Source organism: Citrobacter sp. RHBSTW-01044 (assembly GCF_013781945.1).
Lineage (GTDB): Bacteria > Pseudomonadota > Gammaproteobacteria > Enterobacterales > Enterobacteriaceae > Citrobacter > Citrobacter braakii.
Genome location: NZ_CP056180.1, coordinates 2,413,966 through 2,432,902, shown reverse-complemented (window position 1 = coordinate 2,432,902; position 18,937 = coordinate 2,413,966). Strand labels below are relative to the sequence as shown.

The following is an 18,937-nucleotide window of genomic DNA, read 5'->3' as shown; positions in this document are numbered from 1 at the left end:
AGTCCCACGTAACGGGCGCAATATAAATACGCTTCTCGTTAATGATTTTTTTTGTTTTCGATCAAAATCACAGCTTTTTTTATGCAGATGTGCGGGAGAGGGGAAGGCAGGAGAAACTCACCTCGGTGTGAGGTGAGCGTAATATTAATCTTCGCTGAACCAGTCGCTATTTTCCTGACGGATTAGCTGAACGGACTCACCAATTTCCTGGAGATGCAGCATCATTGCGCGCTCAACGGCATCGCCATCATGTTTCTCAAGTGCGGTAAAAATATCGTGATGCTGACGCAGCAGCATTTCAGGCGGAGAGATATGATCCAGGCTCATATAACGAACGCGGTCAATCGTGGCCTTAATATTCTCAACGGTGTCCCAGGCGAGCTGGCACTCGGCGATTAAAGCCAGTTTCTGATGAAATTCGTCATCAAGCAGGAAGAAATCATTGATTTGTTTTCGATCAATCGCAATGCGCTGCTGATGCAGATTTTGTTCGAGCTGATAGCACTGTTTATCGGTGATCAGTGATGCGGCGCGGCGGACCACGGCACATTCAATTGCCTGGCGAACAAAACAGCCGTTCTGCACCTGCGACAGCGAAATTTTGTTTACGTAGCTGCCACGCTGCGGGCGGATCTGAATCAGACCGTTCTCTGCCAGTTTGATGAATGCTTCTCGTACCGGCTGGCGTGACACATTAAAGCGTACGGAAACCTCTTTCTCCGACAGCGGCGTACCGGGTGCAATCAGACAGTGCACGATATCTCGACGAAGAATACGGTAAATCTGTTGATTTACCGGTTGTGTAGGGTTGAGCTGCGTTTCTACGGTCATTCATTCTTACTTTTTAGAGAGTTAACCCGGAGATCTTATCACTTATTTCAGGCTATCTATACCCGGCGCAAGGCCGGGCAGAGAAATTAGCTCCGATGAATACTCAGTCCGGCAAAAGACTGTGTGACAGGCATCATTTCAAGGGTGTTAATGTTGACATGAGCGGGTAAAGACGCCACCCACCATACCGCTTCTGTAACATCTTGCGGGGTCAGCGCAGTGGTATTTTCGTAGGCTTTTTCAGCTTTAGCATCATCGCCTTTGAAACGTACGTTAGAGAATTCCGTACCGCCAACCAGACCCGGTTCAATGTCGGTAACGCGAATCGCAGTGCCGTGTAAGTCAGTACGTAAATTCAGGCTAAACTGGCGAACAAACGCTTTGGTCGCACCGTAGACGTTCCCGCCAGCGTATGGCCAACTTCCCGCGGTGGAACCGATATTGATAATATGACCGCGGTTGCGCTCAACCATGCCTGGCAGAACGGCACGGGTCATATAAACCAGGCCTTTGTTGTTGGTGTCGATCATATTTTCCCAGTCTTCAACGCTGGCCTTGTGGGCTGGCTCAAGGCCCAGCGCCAGACCCGCGTTGTTGACCAGAACATCAATATCGCGCCATTCAGCAGGTAAGGCGTTCAGCATCTCTTCAATTGATGCACGATTACGCACGTCCAGTTGCGCGGTATAGAGGCGGTCACCCAGCTCATCTTTGAGTTCCTGCAGGCGCTCCTGGCGGCGTCCGGTGGCAATAACTTTATGCCCATTCTCAATAAAACGACGCGTAATGCACTCACCAAAACCTGCGGTTGCTCCGGTTACTAAAACGATCATCTCACTGTTCCTCAACGCTTTTTATGTAGTACTACCATAGCACGTCATTTCCGTTCAGAGCTATTCCTGCTTAACGCGATTGCGGTCGATTCCCGGGAAGTCTACTCTGGTAAACAAATCGTTTTCAGGAGTGAAAGATGTCGTTAACGAATCCATTTTTACACCACAGCACATTGCCGTATCAGGCGCCGCAGTTTGATCAGATCGACGTGCAGCATTATCGTCCAGCGTTTGATGAAGGCGTGCGGCAAAAACGCGCCGAGATCGACGCTATTGTGCAAAACTCACAGGTTCCTGATTTTGCTAATACGTTGCTGGCGCTTGAACAAAGCGGAGTGCTGCTCACGCGTGTGACCAGCGTTTTCTTCGCGATGACGGCGGCGCACACCAACGATGAACTACAGCGCCTTGACGAAGAGTTTTCCGCAGAGCTGGCGAGCCTTGCCAATGATATTTATCTCAATGGCGCGCTTTTCGCCCGTGTCGAAGCCGTCTGGCAGAGGCGTGGTACGTTAAGTCTGGATAGCGAATCAATACGTCTGCTGGAGGTTGTGTATCAGCGTTTTGTACTGGCCGGCGCCCGTCTGAACGAGACCGATAAAGCCAAACTTAAAGCGCTCAATACGGAGTCAGCCACGCTGACCAGCCAGTTCAATCAACGGTTGCTGGCAGCAAACACGTCAGGTGCTATGGTGGTGGATGATATCCGGCAGCTGGAGGGGCTGAGCACAGAAGAAATTGCCGTTGCTGCCGAAGCTGCAAGGACGAAAGGGCTTGAAGCGCGTTGGGTTATCCCGCTATTAAACACAACACAGCAACCGGCGCTTGCGGTTTTACGCGATCGTCAGACCCGCGAAAAACTGTTCACCCGCGCATGGACGCGGGCTGAAAATGATGATGGCAACGACACGCGAGCTATTATTCAGCGACTGGTAGCAATCCGGATGCAGCAGGCGCAACTGCTTGGTTTTGCCAATTACGCAGCCTGGAAAATTGCCGACCAGATGGCAAAAACGCCGGAAGCGGCACTGACATTTATGCGATCTATTGTTCCAGCCGCGCGGGCGCGGGCGTTGGATGAGCAGGCTGAAATCCAGAACGTTATCTTTCAAGAACACGAGTCGTTTAGCGCCGAGGCCTGGGACTGGTCGTTTTATGCCGAGCAGGTCCGTCGTGAGAAATATGACCTTGATGAGGCACAGCTCAAACCTTACTTTGCCCTGGATTCGGTGCTGAACGAGGGCGTTTTCTGGACGGCCAATCAACTCTTTGGCATCAAATTCGTTGAACGATTCGATATTCCGGTTTATCACCCGGATGTTCGGGTATGGGAAATATTCGATCATGATGGCGTAGGGTTAGCGCTATTTTACGGTGATTTCTTTGCCCGGGAATCAAAAAGCGGCGGAGCCTGGATGGGCAATTTTGTTGAGCAATCGCTGCTTAACGAAACCAGACCGGTTATTTACAACGTCTGTAATTATCAAAAACCTGCGCAGGATCAGCCTGCATTGCTGCTGTGGGATGATGTTATTACGCTATTTCATGAATTTGGACATACATTGCACGGTCTGTTCGCCACTCAGCGTTATGCCACGCTTTCTGGAACCAACACTCCGCGTGATTTTGTCGAGTTTCCTTCACAGATCAACGAACACTGGGCGAGCCATCCTCAGGTCTTTGCCCGTTTTGCCCGACATGTTGATACCGGGGAGCAAATGCCGCAGGCATTGCGGGATAAAATGCAGCGAGCCAGTCTGTTTAACAAAGGTTACGACATGACCGAACTGCTCAGCGCTGCATTGCTGGATATGCGCTGGCACTCTCTGGAGTTGAGCGAGTCATCTCATCCGGTCGATCAATTTGAACAGCAGGCGCTGGCGGCGGAAGGTTTGGATCTCAAGGCCGTGCCGCCGCGTTATCGCAGCAGTTATTTTGCCCATATCTTCGGTGGCGGTTATGCCGCAGGTTATTATGCCTATCTGTGGACGCAAATGCTGGCCGATGACGGCTATCAGTGGTTCGTAGAGCAGGGCGGATTAACCCGTGAAAACGGACAGAAATTCCGCGAAGCAATTTTGTCCCGCGGAAACAGCACTGATTTAACTGAACTTTATCGCCAGTGGAGCGGGCGTGAACCGCGCATGGAACCCATGCTGGAACATCGTGGCTTGAGCGCTTAAGACAGGTCAGCCAGAAAATTGAACCGGGCGTGGTGCCCGGTTGTTAGCTGGATTTTTTCTTCAGCAAAATGAATCGTTGTTGGGTATTGATGCCTTGCATCTCATAGAGACGCTCGGGTAGGGAGTGCTGCTGGTGAAAGGTCGGCATTGTTTTCCTGTTCTTACGTTACTTGACTGGTTTGCTTTGGGAAGGAAGGTAGGTATTGCCGCAGTTGGGGCAGACTAACGTTATGTTGTTTTTTATTCTCGACAGGCTGTGCATTGACTGGCGGCAGCAGTGAGGACAGGTACTTTTCACTGGTCGTAAAGTACGCATCTTAATATCTTTGAGTATCGACATATTGATTGTCCTTGTGATGGGGTGCTTACCATACACTATGAAGCAATAAATAGCTCATTTTATAACCATTGCGATGACATGGATTACTGTACGGTTTGCAAGAATCTCATTAGCGGCCAACATGTCTTATAGAAGGTAGTTACGTTTCGTTTAACGTTCATTGGGGTTGTCGATGATAGATTAGCCAACTATCCGTTATCTTCGCAGGGAATTGCCAGGTAGCGTATAAAAGCAAAACACAAATCTATCCATGCAAGCATTTACCGCTGGTTTATCCGGCGGTTTTTTTTATCTGTACATCAGGGAAAAGTGCCGGGAGGGGGAATTCAGGTAAAAAAATGGCCCCTTGTGCAGCTACGCAGCAAGGGGCCGGGTCGGTTCAGGACTATCTCCGTTCATCAATCATCCCATCTGTGGCTAAAATACGCGGCCAGGAAACCGGAAAATAAAATAATTCCCAGAACAGCCATAAAAATATTCATATTACCCAGCATAGTAAATGCTCCTTTATTTGTGAGTTTCCTCTCTTACCTTAAGTTCACCTCGCTTATGACTATAGTAGCAATTCAATCTTAAACAAAGGCTGAACTGTGTGATTATTTCGGCGGAAAAGTAAAATTTTGACGTGATTACGTCGGGAAAAATAAATAATAGTGACAAGGCACGGTTATCTGCGAACAAATAACCATATTTTTATACCGGGGCGCGCCGTTATGACCATGTGTGACAGACACAGATTGTTGCACGTTTATAATGCAGAGTTGTCTCATTGTGGTTCAATGTTTCACGCGATTAATCCTTCTGGCGGCAAAAATTAATACTGATTTTTGTGCCTAAAATTCTAATTCATTGATTTTATATGATGTTTTAATATCTGGCATCGTTTTTGCCTTATCACTTCTGAATACCCTTAATTTGCACCGTTTTGTCTGCCCGGCTGCACCGGAGCTTTCAACAAGACTAATTTCAGGAGTGAAACTATGCAGCGTCGTACATTTTTAAAAGCTTTTGCGCTTTCCGCCTCTGTTGTCGCAATGGGAATGAGTTTTAGCGTTCAGGCGGCCGACACTATTAAGGTTGGCATCATGCATTCGTTATCCGGCACCATGGCTATTTCCGAAACGCCGCTGAAAGATGTGGCGTTGATGACTATTAATGAAATCAATGCGCAGGGCGGTGTATTGGGCAAAAAGCTGGAACCGGTGGTGGTTGACCCGGCTTCGAACTGGCCGTTATTTGCTGAAAAAGCACGTCAGTTACTGAGCCAGGATAAGGTAGCGGCGGTTTTCGGCTGCTGGACATCGGTTTCGCGTAAATCGGTTTTACCGGTATTTGAAGAATTGAACGGTCTGCTGTTTTACCCGGTGCAATATGAAGGTGAGGAGATGTCACCTAACGTCTTCTATACCGGCGCTGCGCCTAATCAGCAGGCGATCCCGGCGGTTGAGTATCTGATGAGTGAGGACGGCGGCAGCGCTAAGCGCTTCTACCTGCTGGGTACGGACTATGTCTATCCTCGTACGACTAACAAAATTTTACGCGCCTTTTTGCATTCGAAAGGCGTGGCCGATAAAGACATCGAAGAGGTGTATACCCCATTCGGACACAGCGATTACCAGACCATTGTTGCCAGTATTAAAAAATTCGCCGCAGGGGGAAAAACGGCGGTGGTATCGACCATCAACGGGGATTCTAACGTTCCATTCTATAAAGAGTTAGCGAACCAGGGCCTGAAAGCCACGGATGTACCGGTGGTGGCATTCTCTGTGGGTGAGGAGGAGTTGCGCGGTATCGATACTAAACCGCTGGTGGGCAACCTGGCTGCGTGGAACTACTTTGAGTCCGTAGATAATGCGGCCAACAAGAAGTTCGTCGCGGATTACCGGGCGTATGCCAAAGCGCATAAGTTACCGAATGCTGATTCGGTGGTGACCAACGACCCTATGGAAGCCACTTATGTTGGCCTGCATATGTGGGCGCAGGCAGTAGAAAAAGCCGGAACTACCGATGTGGATAAAGTCCGGGCGGCTATGGCAGGACAATCATTCGCGGCACCATCAGGATTTACCCTGACCATGGATGCGACCAACCATCACCTGCATAAACCCGTCATGATTGGCGAGATTGAAGGCAACGGCCAGTTTAACGTGGTGTGGCAAACCGAAGCGCCGGTTCGCGCCCAGCCCTGGAGTCCGTATATCGCCGGTAATGATAAAAAATCTGAACAGCCCGTTAAAACCGCCAGCAACTGATCTTACGCCCTCCTGCGGGAGGGCAACGCTTTGGAGAATGCTCATGAAAGCCATGCGCTTTATTCGTGGTGTGTTGTTGCTGACGTGGCTTTTGCCGTGGATAGCGCAGGCCGCAGATGCCGATACCTTTACCGCCGCCAACCGGACTCAGCAGGCCGCCTTGCTAGAACAATGGTCGGTAAAACCCGATGTTCAACGCTTGCCGGTGCTCAAAGCGCTGAGTGATGAGAACCTGCTGACAGATAACGCGAAAAACGCGTTCATTATGAACGGCTCGCACGTACAACCGCTAGGAATGGCGGCAGGTCCGAACGGCGAGCTAAAAAAAATCCGCCTGACTAACCGCCTGCGTAATCTGGTTGCCGGAACCTTGGCCGTCCACCAGCTCTTAAGTGACAGTGTCACGCAAAGGAGCGGGGCAGCGCGTACATTACAGCGTGAGGCCCAGCCGGGGATGCTGCCGTTTTTGCAGCAACGACTGGCCCAGGAGCCCGATGATGACGTGAAATCTTTACTGGCTATTGCACTGGCAAACCTGCAACTGACCAGCACTTCGCCTGAGATCAGACGTCAGGCAATCGAACTGCTAGGGGCGTCGAACGATCCTGAAACCCAGGCGCGCCTGCAGCCATTCACCCATGCTGAACATGAACCTGATGCCCGCGTTCGTGCTGCCGCTGACGAAAGCCTGAATGCCATCGCGCATCGCATGAAAGTTGGCGATCTTCTTGGACAGGCATTTATGGGATTGTCGCTGGGTTCCATTTTGCTGCTGGCGGCATTGGGTCTGGCGATAACCTACGGCTTACTTGGCGTCATTAATATGGCGCATGGTGAGATGTTAATGCTCGGCGCTTACGGTACCTGGATGGTGCAACAGCTGATGGGCCAGTTTTTCCCGCAATGGTTGGCCTGGTATCCGGTTATTGCGCTTCCGGTCGCCTTTTTGCTTACCGCTGGGGTTGGAATGCTACTCGAGCGCGGAGTGATCCGCCATTTATACGGGCGTCCGCTCGAAACCCTGCTGGCAACGTGGGGGATCAGTCTGATGCTTATCCAGTTAGTGCGTATGTCCTTCGGCGCGCAAAACCTTGAAGTCGCTAATCCGGAATAGCTTTCCGGGGGCATTCAGGTTTATGCCAATCTGATTTTGCCGTGGAACCGAATTGTGGTGCTTGGCTTTGCCATTCTGGTGCTGTTCTTTACCTGGCTGTTGTTGAATAAAACCCGTCTCGGACTGCGCGTACGTGCGGTGACGCAAAATCGCAATATGGCGGCTTGCTGCGGCGTACCTACCGGACGAGTGGATATGCTGGCCTTTGGTCTTGGTTCAGGGATTGCCGGACTGGGGGGCGTAGCGCTCTCGCAGTTAGGCAACGTAGGACCGGAGCTGGGGCAAAGCTACATTATCGATTCGTTTCTGGTGGTGGTGCTGGGCGGCGTGGGACAACTCGCGGGGAGTGTAGCCGCTGCTTTTGGACTTGGGATCTTCAACAAAATTCTTGAGCCTCAGGTGGGAGCGGTTCTCGGTAAGATTATGATTCTGGTGCTGATTATTTTGTTTATTCAGAAACGTCCTCAGGGGCTGTTCGCGTTGAAAGGGAGGGTTATTGACTGATGACGATGCCAATGACATTAACGCTGGCGCGTAAAGCGCCGCGCGCGACACGCATCCTGGGGCTGGGTTTACTGCTGGCGCTGATTATTCTGCCGTTTCTGGCGCTGTTACCTGCGGATCATCCGCTGGCCATATCGGTGTGGACATTGACTCTGGCCGGGAAAATTCTCTGCTATGCCATTGTGGCGGTGGCACTGGATCTGGTGTGGGGCTATGCGGGAATGCTCTCGCTGGGCCACGGTATTTTCTTTGCGCTGGGGGGATATGCGATGGGAATGTATCTGATGCGCCAGGCTTCCGGCGAAGGATTACCGGCCTTTATGTCGTTTCTGTCGTGGACCGAGCTGCCCTGGTTTTGGTGGGGAACGCAACATTTTATCTGGGCGATGTTGCTGGTTGTGCTGGTGCCGGGCCTGCTGGCGCTGGTATTTGGCTGGTTTGCCTTCCGTTCAAAAATCAAAGGGGTCTATTTCTCCATCATGACTCAGGCCCTGACTTTCGCCGGGATGTTGCTGTTTTTCCGCAACGAAACCGGCTTTGGGGGAAATAACGGTTTTACCGGTTTTACCACCATTCTGGGATTTCCGGTGACCGCGACCTCAACCCGTATCGCACTGTTTCTGGCGACGGTCATGCTGCTGGTGCTGGCAATATGGCTGGGACTGGCGCTGGCCCGCAGTAAGTTTGGTCGAATTCTCACTGCCGTGCGCGACGCCGAGAACCGACTGATGTTCTGTGGTTACGATCCGAAAGGTTTCAAGCTGCTGGTGTGGACGCTTTCTGCCGTGCTGTGCGGCCTGGCGGGGGCGTTGTATGTTCCGCAGGTGGGAATCATTAACCCCAGCGAAATGTCGCCGACCAACTCGATAGAAGCGGCGATTTGGGTTGCCCTCGGCGGGCGTGGAACCCTGATTGGCCCGGTATTTGGCGCCGTACTGGTGAACGGCGCTAAAAGCCTGTTTACCGTCATTATGCCGGAATACTGGCAACTGTTTCTTGGCCTGATCTTTATTGGCGTTACGTTGTTTTTACCTCGTGGTGTGATGGGTCTGTTTCGCAAGGGAGACAAATAATGCAGCCAGATGAAGGGCTTTTTACTCGCCAGATGCCAGGCGATCGGTTTCGCAACCAAACGGACCCGGTGCTCCAGCTGGAAAAAATTAACGTTAACTTCGATGGCTTCCAGGCGTTAACGGATCTCACGCTCAATATTGGCGTTGGGGAACTGCGTTGCATCATTGGTCCCAACGGTGCCGGAAAAACGACGCTAATGGATGTTATTACCGGTAAAACCAGGCCGCAAAGTGGTCGGGCGATATACGATCAGTCGACCGATTTAACAACGCTGGACCCCATCGCCATTGCACGTCAGGGGATTGGGCGGAAATTTCAGAAACCCACGGTATTTGAAGCGTTAACGGTAGAGGAGAATCTGGAGCTGGCGCTGAAAAGCGATAAATCTGTCTGGGGTTCTTTACGGGCGCGCCTCACGGGCGAACAACGGGATCGTATAGATGAAATACTGGCGCTGTTGCGGCTGGGCAACGAGCGGGTCCGCCGCGCCGGGCTGCTTTCTCACGGGCAAAAACAGTTTCTCGAAATTGGCATGCTGTTGGTACAGGAGCCGCATTTACTGCTGCTGGATGAACCCGCGGCGGGCATGACGGATGCGGAGACGGAATACACTGCGGAGCTGTTTCGTAAGCTTGCCGGGAAGCACTCGCTGATGGTTGTTGAGCACGATATGGGATTTGTCGAAACCATTGCCGATCGCGTCACGGTCTTACACCAGGGACGCGTTCTGGCTCAGGGAAGTCTGCGCGAAGTGCAGGCCAACGAGCAGGTTATTGAAGTTTATCTCGGGCGTTAAGGAGCACAGATGCTGCAGGTGAAAGAACTGAATCAATATTATGGTGGCAGCCATATTCTGCGAGGTGTGAACTTTGAGGCGCGTATCGGCGAGGTGACATGTCTGCTGGGGCGTAACGGCGTGGGGAAAACGACGCTTCTGAAGTGCCTGATGGGGCTTATTCCTGCCCGCAGCGGGAGTGTGCTCTGGCAGGAGAAAAATGTCACTCACTGGAAGCCGCATCAGCGGGTCAGGGCCGGTGTGGCGTATGTACCACAGGGTCGCGATATTTTCCCGCGTCTGACGGTAGAAGAGAACCTGCTGCTCGGCCTTTCCCGTTTTTCAGCACAGGAGGCCAGACGTGTGCCGGATGATATCTATGCGCTCTTTCCGGTTCTACAGGAGATGAAACATCGGCGGGGTGGAGATTTGTCCGGCGGGCAACAGCAGCAACTGGCGATTGGGCGAGCGCTGGCCAGTCGCCCGCAGTTGTTAATCCTCGATGAGCCCACGGAGGGGATCCAGCCGTCGGTGATTAAAGAAATTGGGCAGGTGATTTCTCAACTGGCGCACCGGGGTGACATGGCCATTTTGCTGGTAGAGCAGTTCTATGATTTTGCGCAGCAACTGGCCGACAAATACTTACTCATGTCGCGAGGCAGCATTATTCAAAGCGGTGACGGTAAAAATATGGAATCCGAAGGCGTTCGAGGGCTGGTCGCCATTTGAGATTCGCGACAGAGCGGCTTTGGCTCTGTCGCGATCATCATTAGCAGACCGCCGTCTGGCCCCAGGGTTTGGCGCGCATGCCTTTTATCATTAGCGCCCAGGCAAGAACGATCGCCACCATCAGCGCCACAAACAGCGACCACGGCGGCAATGTGGTTAAAATGACGCCGCTGACTAATGGGTTTACCGCTGCGCCCAACCAGCCTAACGACTGGGCGGAAAAATAGCTGGCTTTCATTCCTGCAGGCGCGATGTTGTCGATGAGCATGTATTCACCCGGTGCGTAAATGACTTCGCCGATAGTGAAAAAGGCCGCAGAAATGCCCCATAACACCAGGTTGTTGCCGGAGAAGGTAAAGCCAACCAGACCGACCACAAAGAACAGCGTGCCTACAGTCATTAGCGGGCGGATATTGGTGGCGGTGAGCCTGCGCCCGAGGGCATATTGCAGTGATACCACAATGGCGGCGTTAACAGGCAGGACGACTGCCACCACTTTCTCGGCAAAATCGCCGTCTGCAACCACCATAACGTATTGCGAAATACAGGACGCAAAGGCACCACCAACGAATGACGCCAAAAATGCTGACAGCGTAAACCAGAATAATGCTCTGTCGCGCAGCAGTACCGAGGGGGACCAAACTGCCGCGTTCAAACCTTCTGATGCTGCCGGTGAACGTTTTACCCAGGTCTGGATAAACACCAGAGGGAGTGCTGAGCATGCAGCAGCGAGCCAGAACGGCAGGTTAATGCTTTGCATCACTAGTAGCGTGCCCAGCGGTGGGCCTACGGTCCAGCCGATGTTCAGCACGGTATAGTTAAGCGAGAAAATTTTAGTCTTGTTGGTCGCCGAGAGATTATCGGCAAACCAGGCTTTCAGCACCGTGGCGAAGACGGAGTAGGCGCAGTTGATCAGGGCAAAGAGCAAAACCACTACCACTACGTTATGCACCAGTGGAATAGCAATAAAGCCAGAGGCAAAGCCGCAGATAGCCAGCAACATATAGCGTTTTTTATCAAACTTGTCGGCCAGAATACCAAAGCCAAGGCTGAACACGACGCCAATGGTCAGTGCGACCGTCATCGCATAACCGATCAGGTCGACGCTCAGATTGTACTGTCGGCTGAGGTAGATCGTCATAAAGGGCAGCGTGGCGCCACGCCCAATCGTTAATAACAATGATGACGCGAGTAACGCGAGAGTGGACCTTCTCAGAGAGATATTCATTTTCCTGCCCGACAATGCATGTTGTTATGTTTTTTTTAGATATCAGAAACAAATAGCATGCTAAAAGTGTGATGTACACTCAATAAGTTGTCCGAAAATGCCCTGTGTGGCCTACCTGAATTAATGATCTGTTACGGCACAACGATTTCCGTTACTTTAATTTGTTTACAAAAATTTAATATTCGCAGGGGCGGTGGTATGTCGCGTAAAGACGGGTTATTAGCGTTACTGGTCGTTGTGGTTTGGGGGCTGAACTTTGTCGTCATCAAAGTGGGGCTGCACAATATGCCACCGTTAATGCTGGCAGGGTTGCGTTTTTTACTGGTGGCATTTCCGGCGATTTTCTTTGTTGCCCGGCCGAAAATTCCGCTTTCACTGCTGCTCGGCTATGGGCTGACCATCAGTTTTGGGCAGTTCGCGTTTCTCTTTAGCGCCATCAAATTCGGTATGCCTGCCGGGTTAGCTTCTCTGGTATTACAGGCTCAGGCGTTTTTCACCATCATTCTGGGGGCATTCGCCTTTGGTGAACGTCTGCAAGGTAAACAACGGGTAGGAATCGCGCTGGCCATATTTGGCGTGCTGGTGCTGATTGAGGCCAGTCTCAACGGACAGCATGTTGGCATGCTCGGTTTTATGCTGACGCTGGCGGCGGCGCTAAGCTGGGCCAGCGGTAATATCTTTAATAAAAAAATCATGCAGCATACGTCACGCCCGGCGGTGATGTCGTTGGTGGTATGGAGTGCGTTGATTCCTGTTGTCCCATTCTTCCTCGCCTCAATACTTCTCGATGGCCCAACGCAAATTATCCAAAGTCTGGTGACGATAGATATGACCACCATTCTGTCACTGGTTTATCTGGCGTTTGTGGCAACCATTGTGGGTTATGGCATCTGGGGATCTTTACTCGGGCGTTATGAAACCTGGCGTGTCGCGCCGTTGTCGCTGTTGGTGCCGGTTGTTGGGCTGGCTAGCGCGGCCGTGCTGCTAGATGAAACGCTTACCGGATTACAACTGCTCGGTGCGCTGCTGATCATGGCAGGATTGTACATTAATGTGTTTGGCTTTCGGTTGCGTAAGACTGCGCAGGCGAGAGGGTAAAAAAAAGCCCCGCAGTGACGGGGCAAAAAAATTACAGGTTGCGCATATTGTAATAAGGCACACCTAATTCGTCGGATTTGTCGCTGCCTGCACCCATATGATTAAAATCGAACGGGGACCGATCGTGTGCAGGCGGCATAATCATCGCGTCACGACTGTTTTGTGTGGCAGGCTGCGCGGTCTGTTCCGCCATGCTCTGGCCCGAAACAACATACAGCAGGGCCAGCATCGCATAAGACAGAAGTTTCATGATTTCCTCGGTTACGTCGTTAACTGGCGATTAGCAATTACATTGATTGAGTGGCAGCAAATAGCGTGATTCGCCGTGCATATTCGTCATACGGTATTTATGCGGTGGAACATCAAAATAGTTTTTGAATGTCCGGGTTAGCGTTTGCTGGGACTCAAAACCGTAACGCTCCGCCAGATAAAGGATCGGCTCGTTACTCTCTTTTAATTTTTGCGCTATTTCAGTCATTTTACGGCTACGGATGTATTGACCCAGTGAATGACCGGTTTCTTTTTTAAACATCCGTTGCAGGTGCCATTTGGAGTAACCTGAACGCTCTGACACCTTTTCCAGCGAGAGCGGCGATTCAAGGTTATTTTCGATCCAGTCCAAAATGCTATGAATAGTGATTGTGTCAGTATTGCGTCTGGACATCGTCATACCTCTTTCTGTTTACGGCAGGATTTTCTTCAGCAAATGCTCAAGCGTGGTCACTTCATCCGCCGTTAAGTTTTTTGTTAGTTCCTGGTGCAGGTCTTGCCCTACTAATTGATGACACTGCTCGCAAATTGCCGCGCCATGCTCGGTGAGTTTCACCAGCACGCCTCGCTTGTCATGTGGATTCGGAAGCCTTTCTATCCAGCCCTTACAGGCCAGCCTGTCCAGCATCCGCGTCAGGGCGCCGAGATCGACAGACAGCACTTTTTTCAATTCGACAGGGGTAATACACACCGCGCAACGGATGGAGCAGAGCACCTTGAACTGTGATGCCGTGATATCCAGCGGTGACAGATAGTCGTTTAGCAAACGATCTTTTTTCTGATTAACCATGTAGATCAAACGACCCAGTGGGATGATTTCGTTAAACAGATCACTGGTGCTTTTCACAATGGTTGCCCTGGCAAGTAGTTAGTCACGGCTGATATTATTGCTTAGGCAAATATAAGTCAAATGAATGGGTCAGCAAATGCCACGTTTTGCTAAATCATCAGACTCAATATCTGGCGAGTGGAATTTTAACGGTTTGAAAATTATGGTTTATACGTGCGGATGAAAAATGAATCCTTACACCGCGAAAATGGCTTATCTCCCGGATTTCACCGTATACTTGCCGTTGACGATTAACGCACAGGAAAGATGACATTATGATGGACTTGTTTAAAGCAATAGGACTGGGGCTGGTAGTCCTGTTACCGTTGGCAAACCCGTTAACCACCGTGGCGTTGTTCCTCGGCCTTGCCGGCAACATGAACAGCGCAGAGCGTAACCGTCAGTCACTCATGGCGTCCGTTTACGTGTTTGCCATCATGATGGTGGCGTATTATGCCGGACAACTGGTGATGAATACCTTCGGGATTTCGATTCCCGGGTTACGTATCGCGGGTGGGTTAATCGTTGCGTTTATCGGCTTTCGAATGTTGTTTCCACAGCAGAAGGCACATGACTCTCCGGAAGCGAGAAGCAAATCAGAAGAACTGGAAGATGAACCGACTGCCAATATTGCATTTGTTCCGCTGGCCATGCCAAGCACCGCGGGTCCGGGTACGATTGCAATGATCATCAGCTCGGCGTCCACCGTGCGTCATGGGGCTGAGTTTCCGGACTGGGTGATAATGGTCGCACCGCCGATTATTTTTGCCGTGGTCGGGGTTATCTTGTGGGGCTGTTTGCGCAGTTCTGGCGGAATTATGCGCCTGGTCGGCAAAGGCGGTATTGAGGCGATCTCCCGTCTGATGGGCTTCCTGCTGGTATGTATGGGCGTGCAGTTTATTATTAACGGTGTGCTGGAAATCATTAAAACTTACGCTTAAAACAACGTGCCCGGTATTGTCTACCGGGCACGCTTTTATGAATGCTGAGGCTGCTCTTCCAGTGATACTGGCCATTTACGGAAGATAATCACCGACCATATGAACGCCACAACCGCAGGCACTGCACCTACGTAACCAATCGTAGACATTGACCAGTGCAGACTCACCTGATTTCCCACCAGCGCGCCAGCGCCTATCCCGATATTAAAGATACCAGAGAAAAGGGCCATTGCGACGTCGGTGGCATCCGGGGCCAGCGCCAGCACTTTCACCTGCATACCCAGGCCTATCAACATAATGGCGATGCCCCAGAATATACTCAGGATGGCCAGATGCATTTCGCTGTCCGCTGCGGGCAGTAACAGCACCAGGCACACCGTCAACAGGGCAATGGCGCTACTAATCAATACGGAAGCATGTTGGTTACCCAGCTTGCCAAAAATGACGCTACCGACAATCCCCGCGCCACCCAGAACCAGCAGCAGCACGGTGGCAAAGTTTGCGCTCAGCCCGGCGACGGTCTGTACAAACGGTTCGATATAGCTGTAGGCCGTGTAATGCGCGGTGACCACAATCACCGTCAGCAGATACAGGCTCATCAATGCCGGACGGCGGAATAAAACCGGCAGGCTTTTTAATGAACCGGAATGCTCACTGGGTAATTTTGGCAGGAGCTTAATCAAGCAAAGTAGGGTGACTAACGCCCCCATACCGATGGCGAAGAAGGTAGTACGCCAGCCAAAATACTGGCCAACGATGCGCCCGATAGGCAGGCCTAACACCATCGCCAGCGCGGTACCGGTCGCAATCAGGCTGAGAGCCTGCGCGCGTTTCCCGGCAGGAGCCAGGCGAATCGCCAGCGATGCGGTGATCGACCAGAAAATCGCGTGGGCAAAAGCAATACCAATACGGCTGATCACCAGCACGGTAAAATTCCATGCCAGGAAAGAGAGAACGTGGCTGGCGATAAAAACGACAAACAGGCAGATCAGAAGTTTGCGGCGTTCTACCTGGCTGGTAAGCAGCATGAAAGGCAGCGACATCAGGGCGACAACCCAGGCGTAGATCGTCAGCATGATCCCGACCTGAGCGGTCTGCATATTAAAACTTTGTGCGATGTCGGATAACAAACCGACAGGGACAAACTCAGTGGTATTGAAAATAAAACCGGCAATGGCAAGCGTAACTACCCGAAGCCACGCGACCTTGCGGGAAACAGTGTCTGTTGTCATATCAATTAGGTGGATTAGCTGCGAAAAGGTAAGGCCACGATCTTAAAACTTTTGCTGGCTAAAATACAATCATTTCGTGATGCAGATCCCATTTCATTGACTGGGTGGCAAAATTGACTGCCGAACATTTCGCGTAATTTTAACTGTTTCATTATTAATGAAATTCCGGGCGTGCGAATTCACCCGGAACGCTATTTATGGCGTTGTTTGAGAATCGCGAATTATTCCGTGCTTTTCGACAACTGAGGGTTCAATACCTCAATAAACGCTTCCAGTTGCCTCGTCATTGCCCCTCTGCGCCAGACCAGCCACGTATTCAGCCAGCGCCAGTTTTCGCTTAGCGGCCAGGCGTGGACCTGATGGTGTCCTGGCATGCTCTCCAGCATCGAACGCGGGATCAGCGCGATACCCGCACCGGCAATGACGCAAGCCAGCATGCCGTGATACGACTCCATTTCATGAATGGTGCCTGGCATTGCGCGATCGGCATGAAACCAGCTTTCAAAATGGCGACGATAGGAACAGTTGGCGCGAAAGGCGTAAATGCTGCAACCGTTAACGTCGCTGGCCCGCTGGATAGGGGGATGACCGTGCGGAGTGACTATCATCATCTCTTCAAGGTAGACCGGCATTCCTTCAAGACCTGGATGAGTAATTGGGCCGTCGACAAAGGCGGCGTTCAGCGTCCCGTCGAGCACGCCGTCCAGCATCGTGCCTGAAGGACCTGTCGCCAGCGCAAACTGAATTTTGGGGTAACGCTGATTGTATTCAGCCAGCGTGGCGGGGATCCGCACAGCGGCAGTACTCTCGAGCGAGCCAAGAGAGAACAATCCCTGCGGTTCATCGCCGGCGACGACCATTCTCGCCTCGTCAACCAGGGCGAGGATCCGCTGGCTGTAGCGTAAAAAATTGTGCCCGGACGGGGAAAGCCGTAAACGCTGATTTTCACGAATAAACAGATCGACGCCAAGGTCGGCTTCAAGCTGGCGAATACGAGTGGTGAGATTGGATGGCACGCGATGCACCTTCGCGGCGGCCTGCGTAATACTGCCTGTCTCCGCGACGGCGTTGAACATTTCCAGTTGCGTCAGATCCATAATATTCTCTGTTCGTGAATGGTGTGGTTAATATTATTCATTTTTCAGAAAGAGTAAACATGCGCATGATATGACCATACCCTGCGATAAAGAGAGGCACTTATGACTATCACAGCAGCAACACATGCGATTTCCGTTAACCCTACCAACGGTGAAAGGTTGGCGGCAATGCCGTGGGCCAGTACTGAAGAGATTGCACATGCGCTGAGCCTTGCCGCGAATGGCTACAGTGAATGGAAACACACTGCCGTTGAGCACCGTGCGCAAACGCTGCGTCATATCGGGCAGGCTCTGCGTCATCGCGCGGAAGAGATGGCGCAGTGTATCTCACGTGAAATGGGGAAACCCATCAAGCAGGCGCGTGGTGAAGTTGCCAAATCAGCCGCATTGTGTGACTGGTACGCCGAACATGGACCGGCGATGCTCAACCCGGAACCTACGCTGGTGGAGAACAACCAGGCGGTGATTGAGTATCGCCCCGTTGGAACTATTCTGGCGATCATGCCGTGGAACTTCCCGCTCTGGCAGGTACTTCGCGGCGCCATTCCAATTCTGCTGGCCGGAAATGGCTATCTGTTAAAGCATGCGCCAAACGTAACCGGCTGTGCTGCGATTATCGCGCAGGTTTTTGCTGATGCGGGCGTTCCCGCGGGTGTTTATGGTTGGGTGAATGCCGATAACGCCGGGGTAAGTCAGATGATCAATGACCCGCGTATCGCGGCGGTAACGGTGACGGGCAGCGTTCGAGCTGGTGCGGCGATTGGTGCTCAGGCGGGGGCGGCGCTGAAAAAATGTGTGCTTGAACTGGGGGGTTCCGATCCGTTTATTGTCCTTAATGATGCTGACCTCGATCTGGCCGTTAAGGCGGCGGTCGCCGGTCGTTATCAGAATACCGGGCAGGTTTGTGCGGCAGCAAAGCGCTTTATTATCGAAGAAGGAATTGCGGCAGAATTTACGGCTCGTTTTGTGGCGGCCGCGAGCGCGCTCAAAATGGGCGACCCGCTGAACGAAGAAAACGATCTGGGTCCGATGGCAAGATTTGATCTGCGCGATGAGCTGCATCAGCAGGTCGAAGCCTCCCTTGCCGAAGGCGCGCGGTTACTTCTCGGCGGGGAAAAAATCGCGGGTCAGGGCAATTACTATGCCGTGACGGTTCTGGGGGATGTCACCCCGGAGATGACGGCTTTTCGTCAGGAGCTGTTTGGCCCGGTTGCAGCGATTACCGTTGCAAAGAATGCGGAACATGCCTTAGCGCTGGCTAATGACAGTGATTTCGGCTTATCAGCCACGGTGTTCACCGCGGATGAAGCTCTGGCGCAGAAGATGGCGTCACGCCTGGAGTGTGGGGGCGTATTTATCAATGGTTACAGCGCCAGCGATGCCCGCGTTGCTTTTGGCGGCGTGAAGAAAAGTGGTTTTGGCCGCGAGCTTTCACACTTTGGTCTGCATGAGTTTTGTAATGTACAGACCGTCTGGAAAAACCGCCTCTGATGGTGTGGGTGCCTCCAACGGGGGCACCGGCCTTAAATTCTGCAATGTTTCTGTCTACGGCATGAATCTAACCCGCTCATGCAGACCGTGGGCAGATTCCGCCTTCCGGCCTGACG

At 51.9% G+C, this 18,937-nt stretch carries 17 protein-coding genes and 1 pseudogene; 9 read left to right on the top strand and 9 right to left on the bottom strand.

What is annotated here, in order from left to right; all coding sequences use genetic code 11:
• Positions 1-144: 144 nt before the first annotated feature.
• Both HV352_RS11720 and ydfG read right to left on the bottom strand, forming a co-directional pair.
• Positions 145-831 carry a GntR family transcriptional regulator gene (locus HV352_RS11720; protein ID WP_047417528.1) on the bottom strand — a complete coding sequence of 229 codons (687 nt, stop codon included), beginning with the start codon at positions 829-831 and terminating at the stop codon, positions 145-147.
• A gap of 86 nt (positions 832-917) precedes the next feature.
• Positions 918-1,664, bottom strand: coding sequence for a bifunctional NADP-dependent 3-hydroxy acid dehydrogenase/3-hydroxypropionate dehydrogenase YdfG (gene ydfG, locus HV352_RS11715; protein WP_016153061.1), 747 nt, complete (start codon positions 1,662-1,664; stop codon positions 918-920).
• 137 nt (positions 1,665-1,801) lie between these two features.
• Here ydfG and dcp point away from each other — a divergent pair, with 137 nt between their 5' ends.
• Positions 1,802-3,847, top strand: coding sequence for a peptidyl-dipeptidase Dcp (dcp, locus tag HV352_RS11710; protein ID WP_181635455.1), 2,046 nt, complete (start codon positions 1,802-1,804; stop codon positions 3,845-3,847).
• Between the two features lie 738 nt (positions 3,848-4,585).
• Here dcp and mgtS read toward each other — a convergent pair.
• A complete protein-coding gene (gene mgtS / locus HV352_RS11705; protein WP_003032406.1) occupies positions 4,586-4,681 on the bottom strand; it encodes a protein MgtS in 96 nt (31 codons plus the stop codon).
• A gap of 486 nt (positions 4,682-5,167) precedes the next feature.
• Between mgtS and urtA the strand changes: the two genes are divergently transcribed.
• The 5 genes and pseudogenes from urtA to urtE all read left to right on the top strand — a co-directional run bounded on the left by urtA (position 5,168) and on the right by urtE (position 10,635).
• The gene (urtA, locus tag HV352_RS11700; protein ID WP_016156478.1) at positions 5,168-6,439 is read left to right on the top strand and encodes an urea ABC transporter substrate-binding protein; all 1,272 of its coding nucleotides are present in this window, start codon (positions 5,168-5,170) and stop codon (positions 6,437-6,439) included.
• Between the two features lie 43 nt (positions 6,440-6,482).
• Positions 6,483-8,057: pseudogene (urtB, locus tag HV352_RS11695) on the top strand (urea ABC transporter permease subunit UrtB).
• Complete coding sequence (gene urtC / locus HV352_RS11690) at positions 8,057-9,130, top strand: urea ABC transporter permease subunit UrtC (RefSeq protein ID WP_046276388.1); 1,074 nt, start codon at positions 8,057-8,059, stop codon at positions 9,128-9,130. Before urtB ends, urtC begins: the two are co-directional and overlap by 1 nt.
• On the top strand, positions 9,130-9,927 hold the full coding sequence (gene urtD, locus HV352_RS11685; RefSeq protein ID WP_080858768.1) for an urea ABC transporter ATP-binding protein UrtD: 798 nt from the start codon (positions 9,130-9,132) through the stop codon (positions 9,925-9,927). The genes urtC and urtD overlap by 1 nt, the downstream gene beginning before the upstream one ends.
• Positions 9,928-9,936: 9 nt before the next feature.
• Entirely contained in the window at positions 9,937-10,635 is a 699-nt protein-coding gene (gene urtE, locus HV352_RS11680; protein WP_047500443.1) for an urea ABC transporter ATP-binding subunit UrtE, read from the top strand.
• A gap of 40 nt (positions 10,636-10,675) precedes the next feature.
• On the opposite strand, the gene ydeE is transcribed toward urtE, so the two are convergent.
• Positions 10,676-11,863, bottom strand: coding sequence for an efflux MFS transporter YdeE (ydeE, locus tag HV352_RS11675; RefSeq protein WP_047359042.1), 1,188 nt, complete (start codon positions 11,861-11,863; stop codon positions 10,676-10,678).
• A gap of 198 nt (positions 11,864-12,061) precedes the next feature.
• Between ydeE and eamA the strand changes: the two genes are divergently transcribed.
• Positions 12,062-12,961: an O-acetylserine/cysteine exporter gene (eamA, locus tag HV352_RS11670; RefSeq protein ID WP_019076776.1), complete on the top strand. Its 900-nt coding sequence runs from the start codon at positions 12,062-12,064 to the stop codon at positions 12,959-12,961.
• 31 nt (positions 12,962-12,992) lie between these two features.
• Here the strand turns inward: eamA and marB are convergent, their stop codons facing one another.
• Genes marB through marR form a run of 3 tightly spaced genes read right to left on the bottom strand, consistent with a single transcriptional unit; the run spans position 12,993 to position 14,078 of the window.
• Complete coding sequence (marB, locus tag HV352_RS11665; protein WP_016153071.1) at positions 12,993-13,211, bottom strand: multiple antibiotic resistance protein MarB; 219 nt, start codon at positions 13,209-13,211, stop codon at positions 12,993-12,995.
• A gap of 30 nt (positions 13,212-13,241) precedes the next feature.
• Positions 13,242-13,625 carry an MDR efflux pump AcrAB transcriptional activator MarA gene (marA, locus tag HV352_RS11660; RefSeq protein WP_003032424.1) on the bottom strand — a complete coding sequence of 128 codons (384 nt, stop codon included), beginning with the start codon at positions 13,623-13,625 and terminating at the stop codon, positions 13,242-13,244.
• Between the two features lie 18 nt (positions 13,626-13,643).
• Entirely contained in the window at positions 13,644-14,078 is a 435-nt protein-coding gene (gene marR, locus HV352_RS11655; RefSeq protein WP_016156485.1) for a multiple antibiotic resistance transcriptional regulator MarR, read from the bottom strand.
• A gap of 257 nt (positions 14,079-14,335) precedes the next feature.
• On the opposite strand from marR, the gene HV352_RS11650 reads away from it, so the two are divergent.
• Positions 14,336-15,001 (top strand): MarC family NAAT transporter, encoded by a 666-nt coding sequence (locus HV352_RS11650; protein WP_016153073.1) that lies wholly within the window; start codon positions 14,336-14,338, stop codon positions 14,999-15,001.
• 35 nt (positions 15,002-15,036) lie between these two features.
• On the opposite strand, the gene HV352_RS11645 is transcribed toward HV352_RS11650, so the two are convergent.
• A complete protein-coding gene (locus HV352_RS11645; protein ID WP_016153074.1) occupies positions 15,037-16,233 on the bottom strand; it encodes a sugar transporter in 1,197 nt (398 codons plus the stop codon).
• 221 nt (positions 16,234-16,454) lie between these two features.
• On the bottom strand, positions 16,455-17,330 hold the full coding sequence (locus tag HV352_RS11640) for a LysR family transcriptional regulator (RefSeq protein WP_103283825.1): 876 nt from the start codon (positions 17,328-17,330) through the stop codon (positions 16,455-16,457).
• A gap of 102 nt (positions 17,331-17,432) precedes the next feature.
• On the opposite strand from HV352_RS11640, the gene sad reads away from it, so the two are divergent.
• On the top strand, positions 17,433-18,821 hold the full coding sequence (gene sad / locus HV352_RS11635) for a succinate-semialdehyde dehydrogenase (protein WP_046276382.1): 1,389 nt from the start codon (positions 17,433-17,435) through the stop codon (positions 18,819-18,821).
• Positions 18,822-18,937 lie beyond the last annotated feature (116 nt).